Origin of the sequence: Streptomyces sp. NPDC059373, from assembly GCF_042751495.1 — a bacterium.
Lineage (GTDB): Bacteria > Actinomycetota > Actinomycetes > Streptomycetales > Streptomycetaceae > Actinacidiphila.
Window position 1 is genome coordinate 104,152 of the sequence record NZ_JBHYXC010000022.1, and the last position, 18,375, is coordinate 122,526.

The following is an 18,375-nucleotide window of genomic DNA, read 5'->3' on the forward strand; positions in this document are numbered from 1 at the left end:
ATGACGCAGAACCCCGGTTGCTCCTCCGAGCAGCCGGGGCTTCTTGCTGTCTAGGCCTCCAGCGGCAGTTCGAGCACGACCTGAGTGCCGCGGCCCTCGGCGGGCACCATGTCGAAGGTGCCGCCCAACTCGCCGACCACCAGGGTCCGTACGATCTGCAGGCCCAGGTTGCCCGCGGTCTGCGGCTCGAAGCCGTCGGGGAGGCCGCGCCCGTCGTCCCGCACGGTGATCGTCAGCTGGCCGTCCTCCGGGGCGGGCCCGCGGGTGGCGGTCACCTCGACGGTGCCCTGTTCGCCGGGGCCGAAGCCGTGCTCCAGGGCGTTTTGCAGCAGCTCGGTCAGCACCATGGACAGCGGAGTGGCGACCTCGGCGGTGAGGATGCCGAAGCGGCCGCTGCGGCGGGTGACGACCCTGCCGGGCGAGATCTCGGCGACCATGGCGAGCACCCGGTCGGCGATCTCGTCGAACTCGACGCGCTCGTCCAGGTTCTGCGACAGCGTCTCGTGCACGATCGCGATCGAGCCGACCCGGCGGACCGCCTCCTCCAGGGCCTCACGCCCCTTGTCGGAGTCGATCCGGCGGGCTTGGAGGCGCAACAGGGCCGCGACCGTCTGAAGGTTGTTCTTCACCCGGTGGTGGATCTCCCGGATGGTCGCGTCCTTGGTGATCAACTCCCGCTCTCGGCGGCGCAGTTCGGTCACGTCGCGGAGCAGGACGAGCGAGCCGATCCGGTTGCCCTTCGGGCTGAGCGGGATCGCCCGCATCTGGATCACCCCGCCGTTGCCCTCGACTTCCGTCTCGCGCGGCGCCCAGCCGCTCGCGAGCTTCACCAGCCCCTCGTGGACCGGGCCGCGCGCCGGGGCGAGGTCGGCGGTCGTCTCCCCCAGGTGATGGCCGACGAGGTCGGTGGCCAGGCCCAGGCGGTGATAGGCGGAGAGCGCGTTGGGGCTGGCGTACTGGACCACGCCGTCCGCGTCCAGCCGGATCAGGCCGTCACCGGCGCGCGGCGAGGCGTCCATGTCGATCTGCTCGGCCGGGAAGGGGAAGGACCCGGCGGCGATCATCTGTGCCAGGTCGGACGCGCTCTGGAGATAGGTCAGTTCGAGCCGGCTCGGCGTCCGTACGGTCAGCAGATTGGTGTTGCGGGCGATCACCCCGAGGACCCGGCCCTCACGCCGTACGGGGATCGACTCGACCCGTACCGGCACCTCCTCGCGCCACTCCGGGTCCCCCTCCCGTACGATGCGCCCCTCGTCCAGCGCGGCGTCCAGCATCGGCCGGCGGCCGCGCGGAACCAGGTGGCCGACCATGTCGTCCTGGTAGGAGGTGGGCCCGGTGTTCGGGCGCATCTGTGCCACCGAGACATAGCGGGTGCCGTCGCGGGTCGGGACCCAGAGAACCAGGTCCGCGAAGGAGAGGTCGGAGAGCAACTGCCACTCCGAAACCAGCAGGTGCAGCCATTCGAGATCGGAATCATCGAGTGCTGTGTGCTGGTGTACGAGATCGTTCATGGAGGGCACACATGTGAGCGTACCCGCGCTCATGGCAAGCGCTCACATCCAGTCCCCACGCGGGGGTTGAACAGCTTATGATCTGACTGCGTTGTTCCCTGGATTTTGTGGACAGCGACGAGTGGTCTAGTCCAGAATTGAATCAGACAACTCCTATTGACTTCCGTCCTCCCCGCACAGGAGGACGGAGCGAGGCCCCGGCGCTCTCTGCCCTGACTGCGCCCCGGTCTCACGGTCGGCCCTACGGGCCCGCGAGGAACCGCACACCTCGCGCGCCACGGTCCGACGGCAGCTCCGGGCTGCGGTGCCGGACGGGTTGAGGGTCCCGTCCCGGCGCCGCGGCCCGAAGTGCGTTTACGGGGCCTGACGGTCCCGGCCCGGCACTCAGCGGGTCTCGGTGACCTTGGCGAGGGCGCGGGGGGCGTCGGGGTCCTGGCCGCGGGCGATGGTGACCTCGTACGCGAGCATTTGGAGGGGCAGGATCTCCAGGATGGGCTGCACCTCTTCGGCGACGCCTTCGGTGGGCAGAACGAAGCCCGCGGAGGCGGCCTCGACGGATTCGCGGTTGCCGATGACGACGAGGTCGGCGCCGCGTCCGCGGAGGCGGTCCAGGACGGGCTGGAGGGCCTGGCCGCCCTTGCCTTCCGTGACGATGGCGATGACCGGGGAGACGTTGTCGACCATGGCGAGCGGGCCGTGCAGGAGGTCGGCGCCCGAGAAGGACAGCGCCGGGATGTAGCTGGTCTCCATCAGCTTGAGGGCGGCTTCCTTGGCCGTCGGGTAGCCGTAGCCCCGCGAGGTGAGGACGAGCCGGTCGGCGAAGCGGTAGCGGGCGGCGAGGGCCTTGACCTCGGCCTGGCGGGCGAGGATCTGCTCAGCCAGCTCGGGGAGGATCTTCGCGGGATTGCCGTCACCGCCCCGCAAGCCCTCGACGAACAGGTAGAGGGACAGCAGCTCCGCCGTGTACGTCTTGGTCGCCGGGAGCGCCTTCTCAGGGCCGGCCAGGACGTCGATGTGGAACTCGGAGACCTCCGCCAGCGGCGAGTCCGGGTTGTTGGTCACCGCCAGGGTGATCGCGCCGGCCTCGCGGGCGGCCTGGGTGGAGGCGACCAGATCGGGTGAGCCGCCGGACTGGCTGACCGTGATGACCAGGACGTCCGTCAGGTCGGGCTTGGCGCCGTACGCCGTGGTCGTCGACATCGACGACAGACCGGCCGGCTTACCCAGCAGCACCTCGATGAGGTACTTCGCGTAGAGCGCGGCGTTGTCCGAGGTGCCGCGTGCGGAGAGGAGCACGAAGCGCGGGTTGCGGGCGGCGATCCGCTCGGCGACCTCGCGGATGTGGGGCGCGCCCTCTTCGAGAATGCGACGGAGTACCGCGGGCTGCTCGGCCATCTCGCCGGACATGATCCGACCCGGTGTGTGGACGGGCAGGGCCGGATTCGGGTCGGACATTCGTGCTGCCTCCGTTACTGGGTCGTGCGATCACTCCCGGCCGGCGATGACCTCCGCGGCCGCCTGCCCGCACACGCGGGCCGCGCCATGGGTCGCGATGTGCAGCGCGCCGGAGGGCAGGGCCTGCGGCACCCCCATCTCCACCACGACCGTGTCGGGCCGGGCGGCGATCAGGGCGCCGAGGGCTGTGGCCATCCAGGGGTAACGGTGGACGTCGCGAACCACAGCGACGATCCTACGGTCAGCCGCCAGACGCAGCACATTTGCCGTCAAAGCGTCGTCTTCCCGAAAACTTCCCGTCACCGTGCCCGGGAGCAGCCGCTCGAGCTCGGCCGCGACGCCCCACGGCGTGACGTCCCCGACCGCGATGTTGGCGACCGGCGTGAAGGCGGCGACGTACGGCGGCGCCTTGACCGGTACGTACCCCTCGGTGCGGATCACCCGCAGGGCGCGGCGGGCGGCGGTGAGGCCGACCTCGAAGTCCGGGGCCGGCAGGGGCACGGCGGCGGCGGTGGCGGTCCACTCGGCCAGCTCGCGGACCCGGGCGGCGGCCTCCGCCAGCCGCTGCTCGGGGAGGTCGCCGATCCGTACCGCCCGTACGATCGCGTCGCGCAGGGCGACCACAGTCTCCTCGTCGGACAGTCCCCCGCCGACGCAGATGGCGTCGGCCCCGGCGGCCAGGGCGAGGACAGTGCCGCGCTCGATGCCGTACGTGTCGGCGATCGCCCGCATCTCGATGCCGTCGGTGACGATGAGGCCGTCGTAGCCGAGCTCTTCGCGCAGCAGCCCGGTCAGTACGGCCCGGCTGAGCGTGCCGGGGTGGTCGGGGTCGATCGCCGGGACGACGATGTGGGCGCTCATGACGGCCTTGGTGCCGACCGCGACGGCCGCCCGGAAGGGCATCAGCTCGCGCGTGCGCAGCGTGGCCATCGGCACGTCGACGCGCGGGAGGGCGTGGTGGGAGTCGACGGCGGTGTCGCCGTGGCCGGGGAAGTGCTTGGTGCAGGCCGCGACGCCGGCCGACTGCAGGCCCTCGATGTAGGCGGCCGTGTGCCGGGCGACGCGCCAGGCCTCGGCGCCGAAGGAGCGTACGCCGATGACGGGGTTGTCCGGGTCGGAGTTGACGTCGGCGGAGGGCGCCCAGTTGAAGTTGACCCCGCAGGCGGCGAGGCGGCGGCCGAGTTCGGCGGCGACGGAGCGGGTCAGCTCGGCGTCGTCGACCGCGCCGAGGGCGAGGTTGCCGGGGAAGGACGAGCCGCCCCGGGCCTCGAGGCGTGTGACGTCGCCGCCCTCCTCGTCGGCGGCGACCAGCACGTCGGGGCGTACGTCGCGCAGCTGGGCGGTGAGCTTGGCCAGCTGCTCCGGCGACTCGATGTTTCGGGAGAACAGGGCCACGGAGCCGAGGCCTTCATCGAGCCGCCGGAGCAGCCACTCGGGGGCGGTCGTGCCCTGGAAGCCGGGCTGGAGGACCGCGAGCGCGTCCCGCGTGATCGTGTCGGTCGTCACGAGGTCGGTCATCCCTTCACCGCCCCGGCGGTGAGGCCGGCGGCCATCTTGCGCTGGACCAGCAGGAACAGGATGACCACGGGGATCGCCATCATCGTGGAACCGGCCATCATCGGCGCGTACTCGGTGCCGTGCTGGGTGGTGAAGTTGCTCAGCCAGACCGTCGCGGTCTGATGCTGCTGGCTCAGCAGCATCAGCGCGTACAGATACTCGTTCCAGGCCTGGATGAATCCGTAGATGGAGGTGGCGACCAGGCCGGGGGCAAGCAGCGGGAAGACCACGCGGACGAAGGCGCCGGTGCGGCTGCAGCCGTCGACCATGGCCGCCTCCTCCAGCTCCTTGGGGATGTTGACGATGAAGCCGCGCAGCGTCCAGACCGTGAAGGGCAGGATGAAGGTCAGGTACGTGAGGATCAGACCCGGCAGCTTGTCGTACTGGCCAAGGTCGTTGAGCAGCAGGAACACCGGGATGATCATGGCGACCAGCGGCACCATCTGCACCGCGAGGATGCCCACGATCACGATCTTCCGGCCCCGGAAGGCGAAGCGGGAGATCGCCAGCGCCGCCAGCAGGCCGACCACCAGACCGATGCCGACCGTGCTCAGCGACACGATCAGGCTGCGGCCGACCGGGCCCCAGAAGTCGGAAATGCTGAGCGCCCGCCGGAAGTTCTCCAGCGACATGGGCCACGGGATGAAGTGCGGGGTGGGGTCGATGGCGTCCTTGGACGGCTTGAAGGCCGTGTTGAGCATCCAGTAGACGGGGAAGCCGATGGTCATGAAGACCAGCAGTCCCAGAGCGTTGTAGCCGAGCCGGCTCGTCTTCACTCGACCTCTCCGATCTTCAGCATCTGGCGCATGTAGACGGCCACCACACCCAGCAGCAGGGCCACGGTGATCACGGCGATGGCCGAGCCGCCGCCGTAGTCGTTGACGACGAAGGCCTTGGTGTACGAGTACGTGGTGAGCAGCTGGAACTCGGGCTCGGGGTGGCCGCCGCGCATCAGGTAGACCTGCGGGAAGACGCCCATGTCCCAGATCACCGAGAGCGTCGTCAGCATCACGATGATCGGCTTGAGGATCGGCAGCGTGACGTAGCGGAAGATGCCCAGCGGCCCGGCGCCGTCGAGGCGGGCGGCCTCCTCCAGCTCCTTGGGAACCTGGGTGAGGCCCGCGCCGAGGGTGATGGCGACGAACGGCACCGCGCCCCAGACGACCAGCAGCATGATGACGGTGAGGCCCTGCGGGCCGGTGGCGAACCAGTTGTGGCCGGTGTAGTCGACCCCTGGCAGCTTGCTGATCAGCCAGTTGAGGACGCCGTAGTCACTGTCGAACATCCACTTGAAGACGGTGACGGCGACGATGATGGGCATGGCCCAGCTGGCCACCAGCGCGATGTTCACCAGGGTCTTCACCCACGGGGACACCCGCTGCAGCAGCAGCGCGATCAGCATCCCCAGCACGAGGGTGAGCACCACCGCCCCGCCCGCGAACCACACGGTCCGCCAGACGACCTGCCAGAACTCGCCGTCCCCGAGGATCGAGGTGTAGTTGGCGAGCCCGGTCCATTCGGCGGGCTTGAACCCCCACAACTGGGGCTGCCCGAACTGCTGGAAGGACAGGGTGACCAGTCGTACGAGGGGATAGCCCATGACGAGGCCGAGCACCAGCATCGTGGGGGCGAGCAGCGCCCAGGGCACGGCGCTGCCGGCCCTGGGGCCCCCGCGGCGCTTGCCCGGTCTTGGCGCAGGGGCCGGCTCGACGCCGGATCCCGGCCCGGTGCCCGGGGGCGGTGATGAGTGCCGCGTCGGCGGCACCTTTGGGGTGGTGGTCTCGGCGGCACTCATCACGTGCTCCTCAGCGATCCGTCTTCGGTTCCGTCAGCCCGGCCTCAGTTGGTGCTGTTGATAACCGCGTCGATCGCGGTGTCGGCGTCCTTGGTCGCCTGCGCGACCGTCTTCTTGCCGGTGGCGATGGACTGCAGCATGTCCTGGAGGATCTGTGCCTTCTCGACCTTGCTCCAGCCTGCGGCGGCGGGGATGAACCAGCTGCTCTCGGCGGCGGTCGCGGTGGCCTTGGTGGCCTCGGCGGACTTGAGAGGGGCGAGCTGGGTCTTGTTGTTGGGCAGGTTGCCCTTGCTGATCAGGATCTTCTGGCCGGACGTGCCGCTGAAGTCGTTGATCCACTCGGAGGCCAGGTCCTGCGCCTTGGACTTGACCGGTACGGCGAGGTCGGAGCCGCCCAGGAAGACCGGCATGTTCTTGCCGGACGGGCCCGGGAAGACGAACTGGGCCAGGTCGGTCTTGAGCTTGCCGCCGGTCTTGTCGACCTTCGGGTCCGCGGCCGCGCCGCCTTCCCAGCTCGCGCCGTAGATCAGCGCGGACTTGCCCTGGCCGAAGACGATGTAGCGGTCCGACTCGTCCTTGGTGAGGTCGCCGTGCATGTACTTGCCGAGGGCGGTCTTCCAGGCGGTCAGGCCCTTGACGGACTCGGCGCTGGACAGGCTCGCCTTGAAGGTGCCGCCGCCGCTGTCGGTGGCGATGGCGCCGCCGGCGTCGTAGACGAAGGACATGGCCGCGTACCAGTCACGGGAGGGCTGGTACCAGGCGCTGAACTTCGCGCCTTCCTTCTTCTGGATCTTGTCCAGGTCGGCGGTCAGCTCGGTGTATGTGGTCGGGACCGTCTTGACCCCGGCCGCGGCGGCGATGTCCGTGCGCCAGGTGGCCACGCGGGCGCCGGCGTAGTACGGGACGCCGTAGGTCTTGCCGTTGTACGAGCCCGAGGCCTTGAGGCCGTCGAGCCAGGCGGACGAGTTGTCGAACTTCGACGGGTCGAGCTCGGCGAAGGCACCCTTGATCTCGTAGCCGAGCATCTCGGTGTTGCCCATCTCGATCACGTCGGGGGCCTTGTCCGAGGCCAGCACCGCGTCGAACTTGGTGTTCTTGTCGCCCCAGGCGTAGTACTCGTGCTTGACCGTCACCCCGGGGTGCGCCTTCTTCAGCGCCGCGTCAGCCTGCTTGACCAGATCAGGCCAGTTGTTCTGTGCGTCGACCGTCAGCCATACCGTGATCGACGTGGGCGACGCGGCCTTGTCGGATCCCTTGTCCGAACCGCAGGCCGCAACGCCGGCGACCATTGTCGCGACACCGATCGCCGCGATCAGCTTGCGCTTCACAACACCCTCCCCAGGGCCGTGGTACCAAGTGGTGTAGACCAGTGGTCGAGAGCTTGGCCTAGACCTTTAGGGGTGTCAAGGGTGTATAAGAACCCCTGGCGAGTCCGTTACCGGACCGACACCTGGGCCTACGCCGCACGTGGGGCACGGCCCGTGCCACGATGTGGGTTTGACTCGTAACGGAGGAAGCATGCAGAGCGACGGCGAGACCGACGCACAGGTCCTGGACGGCCCGGAGAACGCGGCGACGACCGCCGGGCGGACCGCGCGTGTGCCCAAGTACTACCGGCTCAAGCGCCATCTGCTCGACCTGACCCAGACCATGCCGCCCGGTTCACCCGTGCCGCCCGAACGCACCCTGGCCGCCGACTTCGACACCTCCCGTACGACCGTACGGCAGGCGCTGCAGGAATTGGTCGTCGAGGGCCGACTCGAGCGTATCCAGGGCAAGGGCACCTTCGTCGCCAAGCCCAAGGTTTCCCAGGCGCTCCAACTCACCTCGTACACCGAGGACATGCGCGCCCAGGGCCTGGAACCGACTTCCCAGCTGCTCGACATCGGCTACATCACCGCCGACGACCGGCTCGCCGAACTGCTCGACATGAAGCCCGGCGGGCGCGTGCTGCGCATCGAGCGGCTGCGGCTGGCCAACAGCGAGCCCATGGCCATCGAGACCACCCACCTCTCGGCCAAGCGCTTCCCGGCGCTGCGCCGCAGCCTGGCCAAGTACTCCTCGCTCTACACCGCGCTGGCGGAGGTTTACGACGTACGCCTCGCAGAAGCGGAGGAGACCATCGAGACCTCGCTGGCCACCCCGCGCGAGGCCGGGCTGCTGGGTACGGATGTCGGGCTGCCGATGCTGATGCTGTCCCGGCACTCCATCGACACGACGGGTGAGCCGGTGGAGTGGGTGCGCTCGGTATATCGGGGCGACCGGTACAAATTCGTCGCCAGGCTGCAGCGCCCGTAGACGGACCGTTGATCTCTGCCCTAGATTTCCTGCGCGTTACACAGAATGAGAGAGCCGGCGCAGAGGGACGGAGCCCCAGCAATGTCCGATTCACCAGGAACTTCCGACCGCTTGCCGGTCGTCACGCCGACGCGCGTGATCGCCGGCTTGTGTCTTGTCATACCGTTCGTCGCGATGCTGTGGGTCGGCTCGTACGCCAGGCTGACGCCCGAGTTCATCGGTATCCCGTTCTTCTACTGGTACCAGATGCTCTGGGTGTTCATCTCGTCCGCGCTGACCTACACGGCGTACGTGCTGGTCCGCCGTGAGGAGCGCGCACGCAAGGGGGGTTCGGCATGAAGGACGGCGTGAACGGCGTCGCGCTCGGCGTCTTCATCTTCTTCTTCCTGGCCGTCACGGTCATGGGCTTCCTCGCCGCGCGCTGGCGCAAGGCCGAGAACGCCCTCCACCTCGACGAATGGGGACTGGGTGGCCGCTCGTTCGGCTCCTGGGTCACCTGGTTCCTGCTCGGCGGCGACCTGTACACCGCGTACACCTTCGTGGCCGTCCCGGCGGCGGTCTACGCGGCGGGCTCGGCCGGCTTCTTCGCCGTGCCCTACACCATCCTGGTCTACCCGCTGATCTTCACCTTCCTGCCGAGGCTGTGGTCGGTCTCCCACAAGCACGGATACGTGACCACCTCGGACTTCGTCCGCGGCCGCTTCGGCTCCAAGGGGCTCTCCCTCGCGGTGGCGATCACCGGCATCCTCGCCACGATGCCGTACATCGCGCTCCAACTGGTCGGCATCCAGGCGGTGCTGGACGTCATGGGCGTCGGCGGCGGCTCCTCGGACAACTGGTTCGTCAAGGACCTGCCGCTGCTCATCGCCTTCGGCGTGCTGGCCGCGTACACCTACTCCTCGGGGCTGCGGGCGCCCGCGCTGATCGCCTTCGTCAAGGACGCCCTGATCTACATCGTCATCGCGGTGGCGATCATCTACATCCCGTACCGGCTCGGCGGCTTCGACAGCATCTTCGCCAAGGCGAGCAGCGCGTACTCCCAGGTCAACCCGACGACGGGCAAGGCACGCGGCGCGCTGGCACCGCCCGAGACGGCGCAATGGGCGTACGGGACGCTGGCACTCGGCTCGGCCCTCGCGCTGTTCATGTACCCGCACTCGGTGACGGCCGTGCTGTCCGGCCGGAGCCGCAATGTGATCCGCCGCAACACGACGGTGCTGCCGCTGTACTCGCTGATGCTCGGCCTGCTGGCCATGCTCGGCTTCATGGCGCTGGCGAGCGGCGTCGGAAAGGGCGTCGTCGGCTACAACGGCCAGCTGGCGATCCCGCAGCTCTTCGAGAACATGTTCCCGTCGTGGTTCGCGGGGGTCGCCTTCGCTGCCATCGGGATCGGCGCGCTGGTCCCGGCGGCGATCATGTCGATCGCGGCGGCGAACCTCTTCACGCGGAACATCTACAAGGACTTCCTGAAGCCCGACGCCACTCCCGAGCAGCAGACCAAGGTCAGCAAGATCGTCTCGCTGGTGGTCAAGGTCGGTGCCCTGGTCTTCGTCCTCACCATGGACAAGACGGTCGCCATCAACTTCCAGCTCCTGGGCGGCATCTGGATCCTCCAGACCTTCCCCGCCCTGGTCGGCGGCCTCTTCACCCGCTGGTTCCACCGCTGGGCGCTGCTGGCCGGCTGGGCCGTCGGCATGGCCTACGGCACCTGGAAGGCGTACGGGGTCGCCAGCTTCACCCAGAAGCACTTCGGCGGCTCCTCCGACACCATCCCCGTCATCGGCCAGATCGGCTACATCGGCCTCACGGCATTCATCCTGAACGCCGTCGTCGCCATCGTCCTGACCTTCGCCTTCCGGGCCCTGAAGACCCCCGACGGCATCGACGAGACCGCGCCCTCCGACTACACCGCCGACTCCGGCGAACCGGGCGTGGAGCCGGACCTGCCGGTGACAGCGACCGCCTAGCGGTTCGCTCGCAGGCCTATCGGCGCATCTCCGGGACCGGCACCTGGAACGTGCGCCGGTAGGCCTGCGGCGTCGTACCGACCCAGCGCCCGAAGTGGTGCCGCAACGTCGCCGCGTTCCCGAACCCCGCCCGGGTGGCGATCGCGTCGACCGTGTCGTCCGTCCCCTCCAGCAGCTCCCTGGCGAGCAGCACCCGCTGCCCCAGCAGCCAGCGGTACGGCGTCGTCCCGGTCTCCTGCTGGAAGCGCCGGGCGAACGTACGCGGCGACATGTGCGCCCGGGCGGCCAGCTCCTCGACCGTGACCTCGCGGTCGAGGTGCCGCTCCATCCACCCCAGTACGTCCCCCACCGTGTCGCAGCGGCCGTGCGGCACCGGCCGCTCGATGTACTGCGCCTGGCCGCCCTCCCGGTGCGGCGGCACGACCATACGGCGGGCGATCGCGGTGGCGACGTCGCTGCCCTGCTCCTTACGGACGAGGTGCAGGCACGCGTCGATGCCGGCGGCGGTGCCGGCCGAGGTGATCACCGGGTCGGCGTCGACGTACAGGACGTCCGGCTCGACCTTGGCGAGCGGGTAGCGGAGGGCGAGGTGGTCGCTGTGCCGCCAGTGGGTGGTGCAGGCCCGCCCGTCCAGGAGCCCGGCCGCCGCGAGCACGAAGGCGCCGGAGCAGACACTGAGGACCCGGGCGCCCCGGTCGACCGCGCGGTTCAGGGCGTCCAGCAGGGCGGGCGGAAACTCCCGGTCGCCGTAGGTGTGGCCGGCCGGGACGGCGACCAGGTCGGCCTCTTCGAGGCGGTCCAGGCCGTACGGCGTGTCGATGGTGAAGCCGGCCTGCGTACGCAACGGGCCGGGCTCCGCGGCGACCACCGCGAAATCGTAGACCGGCAGGCCCTGCTCGCTGCGGTCCACGCCGAACACCTCGCAGACGACACCGAGTTCGAAGGGCGCCACGCCGTCCAGCAGCACCACGGCCACGTTTTTCAGCATGGGTCCAGCATCGCAGACCTTTGGCAGGATATCGAGGTACTACGTCAGTCCTGCCACTCCCGGTCCGGCCTCACGGCGAGCACATTGGATGCATGGACACCTACCTCGCACTCGCCACCGTCATCGCCCTCTTCGTCGTCCTGGCCGCCCCCTCCCTGGTGGGTCTGGCCCACGAGCGCCGGATCGACCGCCAACTGCGGGCGGCCCGGGCAGCCGAGGCCGCCCGCCAGGAGTGGGGGATCGTGGCCTGACGCCCCGAGGACCTGGCAGCCGTCGGGGACCTCACGGCACGCGCGTACGAAGCCGTGCTCCCCGACGGCGACACCTACCTGGAACACCTGCGGAACGCCGCACATCGCGCCGAGCACACCGAGCTGCTGATCGCGGCCAGCCCGGCCGGCGACATACTCGGCAGCGTCGCCTTCGTCACCCCGGGTTCGGTCTACACCGAGCTGGCCCGGGACGGCGAGGGCTGGGCCCTGGCCGGCGCATGCTCGGCGTGGACCCTCGCTTCCAGGGCCGGAGCGCGGCCGAGGCGCTGGTGCGGGCCTGCGTCAGCCGGGCACGGGAGCTGGGGATGTCCCGGATCGTCATTTCCACGGGGCAGGAGATGCACACCGCCCACCGGCTGTACCGGCGGCTCGGCTTCGAACGCCTTCCCGAGCGCGACTGGACCCCGGTGCCCGGCATCGACCTGCACGCGTATTCCATAGAGTTGTAACGAGACACAACATCTGGGGGTGCCAACCCCAGGCACCACTACATGTATGCTCAACACCGCTGCCACCGCAGGGGAATCCGGTGTGAATCCGGAGCTGCCCCGCAACGGTGAACGGGCCCTCTTCGGCGTGCCCGCACAGTCCGGCCGCCTGCCGGCAGCGCACCCGAGAACGCTTCCCGGGTGCCGTCATGTCCGGGCCTCGCGGATTGGGCCGGTGGACGCGGCCGCAGCATGCCCGCGTGCGCCCTGCCATTCCCTCGCGCGGCCGCCGTACGAGGGAGAGAGCACACGTGACCATCGCGCCCGCCGCACCCGTCGCATCCGCGGACCACGCATCAGCCGGCACCGCCCTGCTGCGCACCCTGACGGAATTGACCGCCGACCTCCCCGACACCGACCCCGGTCGGGTGGCCGCCGCCGCGCTGCGCGGCCGCAGTGCCCGGGCTGACGGGGCTGAGCTGCGGGCGCTGGCCACCGAGGCCGCCGCCGGCCTCATCTCCGACGACCCGCAGTACTCGCGGCTCGCCGCCCGGCTGCTGACCCGCGCCATCGCCGACGAGGCGGCCGGCGAAGGCGTCACCTCCTTCACCACCTCGGTCGCCGTCGGCCACCGCGAAGGCCTGATCGCCGACGGCACCGCCGAGTTCGTACGCACCCACGCCGCCCGCCTCGACGCCCTCATCGACACGTCGGCCGACGACCGCTTCGGCTACTTCGGCCTGCGCACCCTGCACAGCCGCTACCTGCTGCGGCACCCGATCACCCGCCAGGTCATCGAGACCCCGCAGCACTTCCTGCTGCGCGTCGCCGCCGGCCTGGCCGAAGATCACACGGGGCGCGCGCTGGACGAGGTCGCCGCGCTCTACGGTCTGATGAGCCGCCTGGACTACCTCCCCAGCTCCCCCACCCTCTTCAACTCCGGCACCCGGCACCCCCAGATGTCGTCCTGCTACCTGCTGGACTCGCCGCTGGACGAGCTGGACTCCATCTACGACCGCTACCACCAGGTCGCCCGCCTGTCGAAGCACGCCGGCGGCATCGGCCTCTCGTACAGCCGCATCCGCGCCCGCGGCTCCCTCATCCGGGGCACCAACGGCCACTCCAACGGCATCGTCCCCTTCCTCAAGACCCTCGATGCCTCGGTCGCCGCGGTGAACCAGGGCGGCCGGCGCAAAGGCGCCGCGGCCGTCTACCTGGAGACCTGGCACTCCGACATCGAGGAGTTCCTGGAGCTGCGCGACAACACGGGCGAGGACGCGCGCCGTACGCACAACCTCAACCTGGCGCACTGGATCCCCGACGAGTTCATGCGCCGCGTCGACACCGGCGGCACCTGGTCGCTCTTCTCCCCCGCCGACGTTCCGGAACTCGTGGACCTCTGGGGCGACGATTTCGACGCCGCCTACCGCAAGGCCGAGGCGGCCGGCCTGGCCCAGAAGACCATCCCAGCACGGGACTTGTACGGCCGGATGATGCGCACTCTGGCCCAGACAGGCCAGGGCTGGATGGCCTTCAAAGACGCCTCGAACCGCACGGCCAACCAGACCGCCGAGCCGGGCTCGGTCGTCCACTCCTCGAACCTGTGCACCGAGATCCTGGAGGTGACGGACGACCGGGAGACGGCCGTCTGCAACCTGGGCTCGGTCAACCTCGGCTCCTTCGTCGCCGACGGCTCCATCGACTGGGAGCGCCTGGACGAGACGGTCCGCACGGCCGTCACCTTCCTCGACCGCGTCGTCGACATCAACTTCTACCCGACCGACGAGGCGGGCCGCTCCAACGCCAAGTGGCGCCCGGTCGGCCTGGGCGCGATGGGCCTCCAGGACGTCTTCTTCAAACTGCGCCTGCCCTTCGACTCACCTGAGGCGAAGGCCCTGTCGACCCGTATCTCCGAGCGCATCATGCTCGCCGCGTACGAGGCCTCGGCAGACCTCGCCGAACGCAACAGCCCCCTCCCCGCCTGGGAGAAGACCCGCACGGCACGCGGCGTCCTGCACCCCGACCACTACGGCGTGACCCCGACCTGGCCCGAGCGCTGGGACGCCCTCCGGGTCCGTATCGCCAAGGTCGGCATGCGCAACTCCCTCCTCCTCGCCATCGCCCCGACCGCGACCATCGCCTCCATCGCCGGCGTGTACGAGTGCATCGAGCCCCAGGTCTCCAACCTCTTCAAGCGCGAAACGCTCAGCGGTGAGTTCCTCCAGGTCAACGCCTACCTGGTGGAGGACCTGAAGAAGCTCGGCGTCTGGGACGCCCAGTCCCGCGAGGCACTGCGCGAGGCGAGCGGCTCGGTGGCGGGCTTCAACTGGATCCCGGCGGACGTCCGCGCGCTGTACCGCACCGCCTGGGAGATCCCGCAGCGCGGCCTGATCGACATGGCGGCGGCCCGCACGCCGTACCTGGACCAGTCGCAGTCCCTGAACCTCTTCCTCGAGACCCCGACCATCGGCAAGCTCAGCTCGATGTACGCGTACGCCTGGAAGCAGGGCCTGAAGACGACGTACTACCTGCGCTCCCGCCCGGCGACCCGCATCGCGCAGTCGGCCCGCGCGGCCGCACCCATCCCCGAACAGCAAGCGGCCCCCGACGCCGACGCGATCGCCTGCTCCCTGGAAAACCCCGAGTCCTGCGAGGCCTGCCAGTAATGTCCAACCCCACCCAGACCAAGCACCTGCTCGACCCGGGCTTCGAACTGACCCTGCGTCCGATGCGCTACCCGGACTTCTACGAGCGCTACCGCGACGCCATCAAGAACACCTGGACCGTGGAGGAGGTCGACCTCCACTCCGACGTGGCCGACCTCGCCAAGCTCTCCCCCGGCGAACAGCACATGATCGGCCGCCTGGTCGCCTTCTTCGCCACCGGCGACTCGATCGTGGCCAACAACCTGGTCCTCACCCTCTACAAGCACATCAACTCCCCCGAGGCGCGGCTCTATCTCTCCCGCCAGCTCTTCGAGGAAGCCGTCCACGTCCAGTTCTATCTGACCCTCCTGGACACTTACCTCCCCGACCCGGACGAGCGCGTCGCAGCCTTCGACGCCGTCGAGAACATCCCCTCCATCCGCGAGAAGGCCCAGTTCTGCTTCAAGTGGATCAACGAGGTCGAGAAGCTGGACTCCCTCCAGTCCAAGGCCGACCGCCGCCGCTTCCTCCTCAACCTGATCTGCTTCGCGGCCTGCATCGAGGGCCTGTTCTTCTACGGCGCCTTCGCCTACGTCTACTGGTTCCGCTCCCGCGGCCTGCTGCACGGCCTCGCCACCGGCACCAACTGGGTGTTCCGCGATGAAAGTGCCCACATGGCCTTCGCATTCCAGGTGGTCGACACCGTCCGACAAGAAGAGCCCGACCTCTTCGACGACGACATGGCCAAGGAGGTCACCGCCATGCTCGACGAGGCCGTCGAGGCCGAGCTCCAGTTCGCCCACGACCTCTGCGGCGAGGGCCTCCCCGGCATGAACACCGAGTCCATGCGCGAGTACCTCCAGTGCGTCGCCGACCAGCGCCTCGTCCGCCTCGGCCTCCCAGCCCGCTACGGCTCCGAGAACCCCTTCTCCTTCATGGAGCTCCAGAACGTCCAGGAGCTGACCAACTTCTTCGAGCGCCGCGCCTCCGCATACCAGGTCGCCGTCGAAGGTTCGGTCTCCTTCGACGACGACTTCTGATCGGTCTACGCTGGCGTTTACGTGCCACTGGACGGGGAGGATCACGGCGTGACGGACCAGACGCAGGAGACAGAGGAGCAGCGCGCCGCGCGCAAGGAGGCGGAGAAGGAAGCGCTGTACGCGGTGGACATCTCCGGCGTCACGTGGGTGAGCGCCGGCGGTGACCCCGCCGAGGGGCAGGTGGAGTTGGCCTTCCTGGAGGGTGGCGCCGTCGCCATGCGGAATTCGGCGGAGCCGGAAGGCCCCGTGCTGCGCTACACGGCCGCGGAGTGGAAGGCGTTCCAACTCGGTGCCATCGACGGCGAGTTCGACCTCTAGTGCCGTGACCGGCAATGTTTGCCCGTCAAGGAGCGTCGTCCGGTGCGTGCGATCGCAAGGCGGCCGGAAGTCCTTGTAGCGGAGCTACCAGGACTTTTGGCCAACGCCGCGAGCGTGCGTGCTGGGCGGCGCGACAGGGCAAAGCTTGCCGGGAGGGGCACTAGCCTGCGCACCCGGCGGCTGGATCTCCTCCCCCTGCGCGTGGCGCACGCGGAGGAGATGGCCGCCGTGCTGTCCGACCCGGCCCTGCACGCCTTCATCGGCGGCGCTCCGGCCACCCCGCAGGCGCTGCGCGAGCGCTACGAGCGGCTGGTGGCCGGCTCGCCGGATCCCGCCGTGACGTGGCTCAACTGGGTCGTACGGCTGCGCGCCGAGGACTGCCTGACCGGCACGGTCCAGGCCACCGTCACCGCCACCGCCCGTACGGCCGAGATCGCCTGGGTCGTCGGCACCCCCTGGCAGGGGCGCGGCATCGCGAGGGAGGCGGCCGGGGCGCTGGTCGGGTGGCTCGCCGAGCAGCAGGGCGTACGGACCGTGGTGGCCCATGTGCACCCGGATCACGTCGCGTCGGCCGCCGTCGCGGCGGCGGCGGGGCTGGCGCCGACGGACCGGTGGCGGGACGGCGAGGTGCGGTGGGAGGCAGGGTTCAGCGGAGCAGGTTGATGCTGGCCAGCACCGTGAAGAGCAGGACCAGGCGCTCGAAGAGCTTCTGGTCGATGCGGTGGACGCAGGCGCGGCCGATGAAGGCGCCGGCGAGGACCGCGATGGCGAGGAAGGCATCGCGGAGCAGCGACTGGGTGTCGATCAGCCCGAGGGCGACGCTGAAGGGCAGCTTGAAGAGGTTGACGATGAAGAAGAACCAGGCGCCCGTGCCGAGGAAGCCGAGCATGGAGAAGCCGGACGACAGCAGGTAGAGGGACATCGCCGGGCCGCCCGCGTTGGCGACCATCGTGGTGAAGCCGGCCAGCAGGCCGAAGACGAAGGCCCTGCCGTGGTGCGGGCGTTGAGTCTCGTCGGCCCGCGCGGGACGGCGGCGCCGCCAGACGTGGTAGGCGGCCATGGCCAGCAGGAAGCCGCCGATCGTACGCCGCATGACCACGTCGTCGACGTGCGCCACGAACACCGCCCCGACCAGCACACCCACCGCCACCGAGGGCAGCAGCCGCAGGAGGACGGGCCAGTCGGTGTGGCGGCGATAGGCGCGTACGGCCAGCACATCGCCGACCAGCAGCAGCGGCAGCAGCGCGCCGGTGGACTCGCGCGCGGGCAGTACGGAGGCGAAGAGGGCGACGCTGATGGCGCTGACGCCGCTGATGGCGGTCTTGGAGAAGCCCACCAGCAGGGCGGCCGCGAGCAGGGCGGATATCTCCAGGGGGCTGAGTCCGATCACGGACCCCACCCCATCATGGGCCCCGGCGGGCTCAGTCGTTGGGGACGGTCTCGTAGGCCGGGGTCAGCTCGGCCATCTGCCGCAGCGCGTCCTTGCGGTCGCGCTTGGAGAGCCGGTCGATGTAGAGGTAGCCGTTGAGGTGGTCGGTCTCGTGCTGGAGGCAGCGGGCGAAGAAGCCGGTGCCCTGGACGGCGATCGGGTTGCCGTGCATGTCCTGGCCCTGGACGCTCGCGTAGTCGGGCCGCGGCAGTTCCGCGTACGCGCCGGGGACGGACAGGCAGCCCTCGTTGCCGTCGTCGAGCACCCGCGCCTCGAGGGGAAGCTCGTCGAGGACGGGGTTGACGATGTGGCCGGTGTGCCGGACGCCGTTGTCGTCGGGGCAGTCGTAGACGAAGACGCGCAGGTCGACGCCGATCTGGTTGGCGGCGAGGCCGACACCCTCGGCGGCGTGCTGGCTGGCGAACATGTCGTCGATGAGTTGGGCGAGGTCGGCGTCGAACTCGGTGACGGGCCGGCACGCGTGGTGGAGCACGGGGTTGCCGACGACGGTGATGGGCCGGACGCTGCCCCGGGCGCGGTGGGCCTCCTCGCGGGCCTCGGCGTCCGTGACATCGTCGATGTATCCCGGCGCCTCGGTCGGCTGCTCGTAGTGCTGCTCGGTGTCCTGCTGCGACATGGTGTGCCGTACGCCTTCCTGGGGCTTCGTCCTGG

The 18,375-nt window shown here is 69.6% G+C and carries 18 protein-coding genes and 1 riboswitch; of the genes, 9 read left to right on the forward strand and 9 right to left on the reverse strand.

Annotation, left to right across the window (positions count from 1 at the left end):
* Window positions 1-50: 50 nt before the first annotated feature.
* From ACFXJ5_RS26330 to ACFXJ5_RS26355, 6 genes are all read right to left on the reverse strand, one after another.
* Window positions 51-1,511 carry a sensor histidine kinase gene (locus ACFXJ5_RS26330; protein WP_384635810.1) on the reverse strand — a complete coding sequence of 487 codons (1,461 nt, stop codon included), beginning with the start codon at window positions 1,509-1,511 and terminating at the stop codon, window positions 51-53.
* Window positions 1,512-1,895: 384 nt separating this feature from the next.
* Window positions 1,896-2,966 (reverse strand): SIS domain-containing protein, encoded by a 1,071-nt coding sequence (locus ACFXJ5_RS26335; protein ID WP_384635813.1) that lies wholly within the window; start codon window positions 2,964-2,966, stop codon window positions 1,896-1,898.
* Between the two features lie 30 nt (window positions 2,967-2,996).
* Window positions 2,997-4,484 (reverse strand): glycoside hydrolase family 3 protein, encoded by a 1,488-nt coding sequence (locus ACFXJ5_RS26340; protein WP_384635816.1) that lies wholly within the window; start codon window positions 4,482-4,484, stop codon window positions 2,997-2,999.
* Entirely contained in the window at window positions 4,481-5,251 is a 771-nt protein-coding gene (locus ACFXJ5_RS26345; protein ID WP_384635899.1) for a carbohydrate ABC transporter permease, read from the reverse strand. The genes ACFXJ5_RS26340 and ACFXJ5_RS26345 overlap by 4 nt, the downstream gene beginning before the upstream one ends.
* Before the next feature lie 44 nt (window positions 5,252-5,295).
* Window positions 5,296-6,318 carry a carbohydrate ABC transporter permease gene (locus ACFXJ5_RS26350; protein WP_384635819.1) on the reverse strand — a complete coding sequence of 341 codons (1,023 nt, stop codon included), beginning with the start codon at window positions 6,316-6,318 and terminating at the stop codon, window positions 5,296-5,298.
* Between the two features lie 44 nt (window positions 6,319-6,362).
* Window positions 6,363-7,646 carry an extracellular solute-binding protein gene (locus ACFXJ5_RS26355; protein ID WP_384635821.1) on the reverse strand — a complete coding sequence of 428 codons (1,284 nt, stop codon included), beginning with the start codon at window positions 7,644-7,646 and terminating at the stop codon, window positions 6,363-6,365.
* Between the two features lie 190 nt (window positions 7,647-7,836).
* On the opposite strand from ACFXJ5_RS26355, the gene ACFXJ5_RS26360 reads away from it, so the two are divergent.
* The 3 genes from ACFXJ5_RS26360 to mctP all read left to right on the forward strand — a co-directional run bounded on the left by ACFXJ5_RS26360 (window position 7,837) and on the right by mctP (window position 10,583).
* Window positions 7,837-8,616 carry a GntR family transcriptional regulator gene (locus ACFXJ5_RS26360; RefSeq protein ID WP_384635824.1) on the forward strand — a complete coding sequence of 260 codons (780 nt, stop codon included), beginning with the start codon at window positions 7,837-7,839 and terminating at the stop codon, window positions 8,614-8,616.
* 81 nt (window positions 8,617-8,697) lie between these two features.
* A complete protein-coding gene (locus tag ACFXJ5_RS26365) occupies window positions 8,698-8,955 on the forward strand; it encodes a DUF3311 domain-containing protein (RefSeq protein WP_384635827.1) in 258 nt (85 codons plus the stop codon).
* Window positions 8,952-10,583, forward strand: coding sequence for a monocarboxylate uptake permease MctP (gene mctP, locus ACFXJ5_RS26370; protein ID WP_384635829.1), 1,632 nt, complete (start codon window positions 8,952-8,954; stop codon window positions 10,581-10,583). Before ACFXJ5_RS26365 ends, mctP begins: the two co-directional genes overlap by 4 nt.
* Window positions 10,584-10,599: 16 nt before the next feature.
* Here mctP and ACFXJ5_RS26375 read toward each other — a convergent pair whose 3' ends face one another.
* Complete coding sequence (locus tag ACFXJ5_RS26375) at window positions 10,600-11,571, reverse strand: helix-turn-helix domain-containing protein (RefSeq protein WP_384635832.1); 972 nt, start codon at window positions 11,569-11,571, stop codon at window positions 10,600-10,602.
* A gap of 92 nt (window positions 11,572-11,663) precedes the next feature.
* On the opposite strand from ACFXJ5_RS26375, the gene ACFXJ5_RS26380 reads away from it, so the two are divergent.
* The 6 genes from ACFXJ5_RS26380 (at window position 11,664) to ACFXJ5_RS26405 (ending at window position 16,937) form a co-directional block, all read left to right on the forward strand.
* Complete coding sequence (locus ACFXJ5_RS26380; RefSeq protein ID WP_384635835.1) at window positions 11,664-11,822, forward strand: hypothetical protein; 159 nt, start codon at window positions 11,664-11,666, stop codon at window positions 11,820-11,822.
* Between the two features lie 248 nt (window positions 11,823-12,070).
* Window positions 12,071-12,292, forward strand: coding sequence for a GNAT family N-acetyltransferase (locus ACFXJ5_RS26385; protein ID WP_384635838.1), 222 nt, complete (start codon window positions 12,071-12,073; stop codon window positions 12,290-12,292).
* Between the two features lie 71 nt (window positions 12,293-12,363).
* Window positions 12,364-12,438, forward strand: a riboswitch (cobalamin riboswitch).
* A gap of 144 nt (window positions 12,439-12,582) precedes the next feature.
* The gene (locus ACFXJ5_RS26390; RefSeq protein ID WP_384635840.1) at window positions 12,583-14,937 is read left to right on the forward strand and encodes a ribonucleoside-diphosphate reductase subunit alpha; all 2,355 of its coding nucleotides are present in this window, start codon (window positions 12,583-12,585) and stop codon (window positions 14,935-14,937) included.
* On the forward strand, window positions 14,937-15,956 hold the full coding sequence (locus ACFXJ5_RS26395) for a ribonucleotide-diphosphate reductase subunit beta (RefSeq protein WP_384635843.1): 1,020 nt from the start codon (window positions 14,937-14,939) through the stop codon (window positions 15,954-15,956). Before ACFXJ5_RS26390 ends, ACFXJ5_RS26395 begins: the two co-directional genes overlap by 1 nt.
* A 48-nt stretch (window positions 15,957-16,004) precedes the next feature.
* Window positions 16,005-16,274, forward strand: a complete 270-nt coding sequence (locus ACFXJ5_RS26400; RefSeq protein ID WP_384635846.1) for a DUF397 domain-containing protein — start codon at window positions 16,005-16,007, stop codon at window positions 16,272-16,274.
* A 165-nt stretch (window positions 16,275-16,439) separates the two neighbouring features.
* The gene (locus ACFXJ5_RS26405) at window positions 16,440-16,937 is read left to right on the forward strand and encodes a GNAT family N-acetyltransferase (protein WP_384635902.1); all 498 of its coding nucleotides are present in this window, start codon (window positions 16,440-16,442) and stop codon (window positions 16,935-16,937) included.
* Here ACFXJ5_RS26405 and ACFXJ5_RS26410 read toward each other — a convergent pair.
* Both ACFXJ5_RS26410 and def read right to left on the reverse strand, forming a co-directional pair.
* On the reverse strand, window positions 16,921-17,664 hold the full coding sequence (locus tag ACFXJ5_RS26410; RefSeq protein WP_384635848.1) for a sulfite exporter TauE/SafE family protein: 744 nt from the start codon (window positions 17,662-17,664) through the stop codon (window positions 16,921-16,923). The two genes, ACFXJ5_RS26405 and ACFXJ5_RS26410, sit on opposite strands and share 17 nt — an antisense overlap.
* A gap of 31 nt (window positions 17,665-17,695) precedes the next feature.
* Entirely contained in the window at window positions 17,696-18,340 is a 645-nt protein-coding gene (gene def / locus ACFXJ5_RS26415) for a peptide deformylase (protein WP_384635851.1), read from the reverse strand.
* Between the last annotated feature and the right edge of the window lie 35 nt (window positions 18,341-18,375).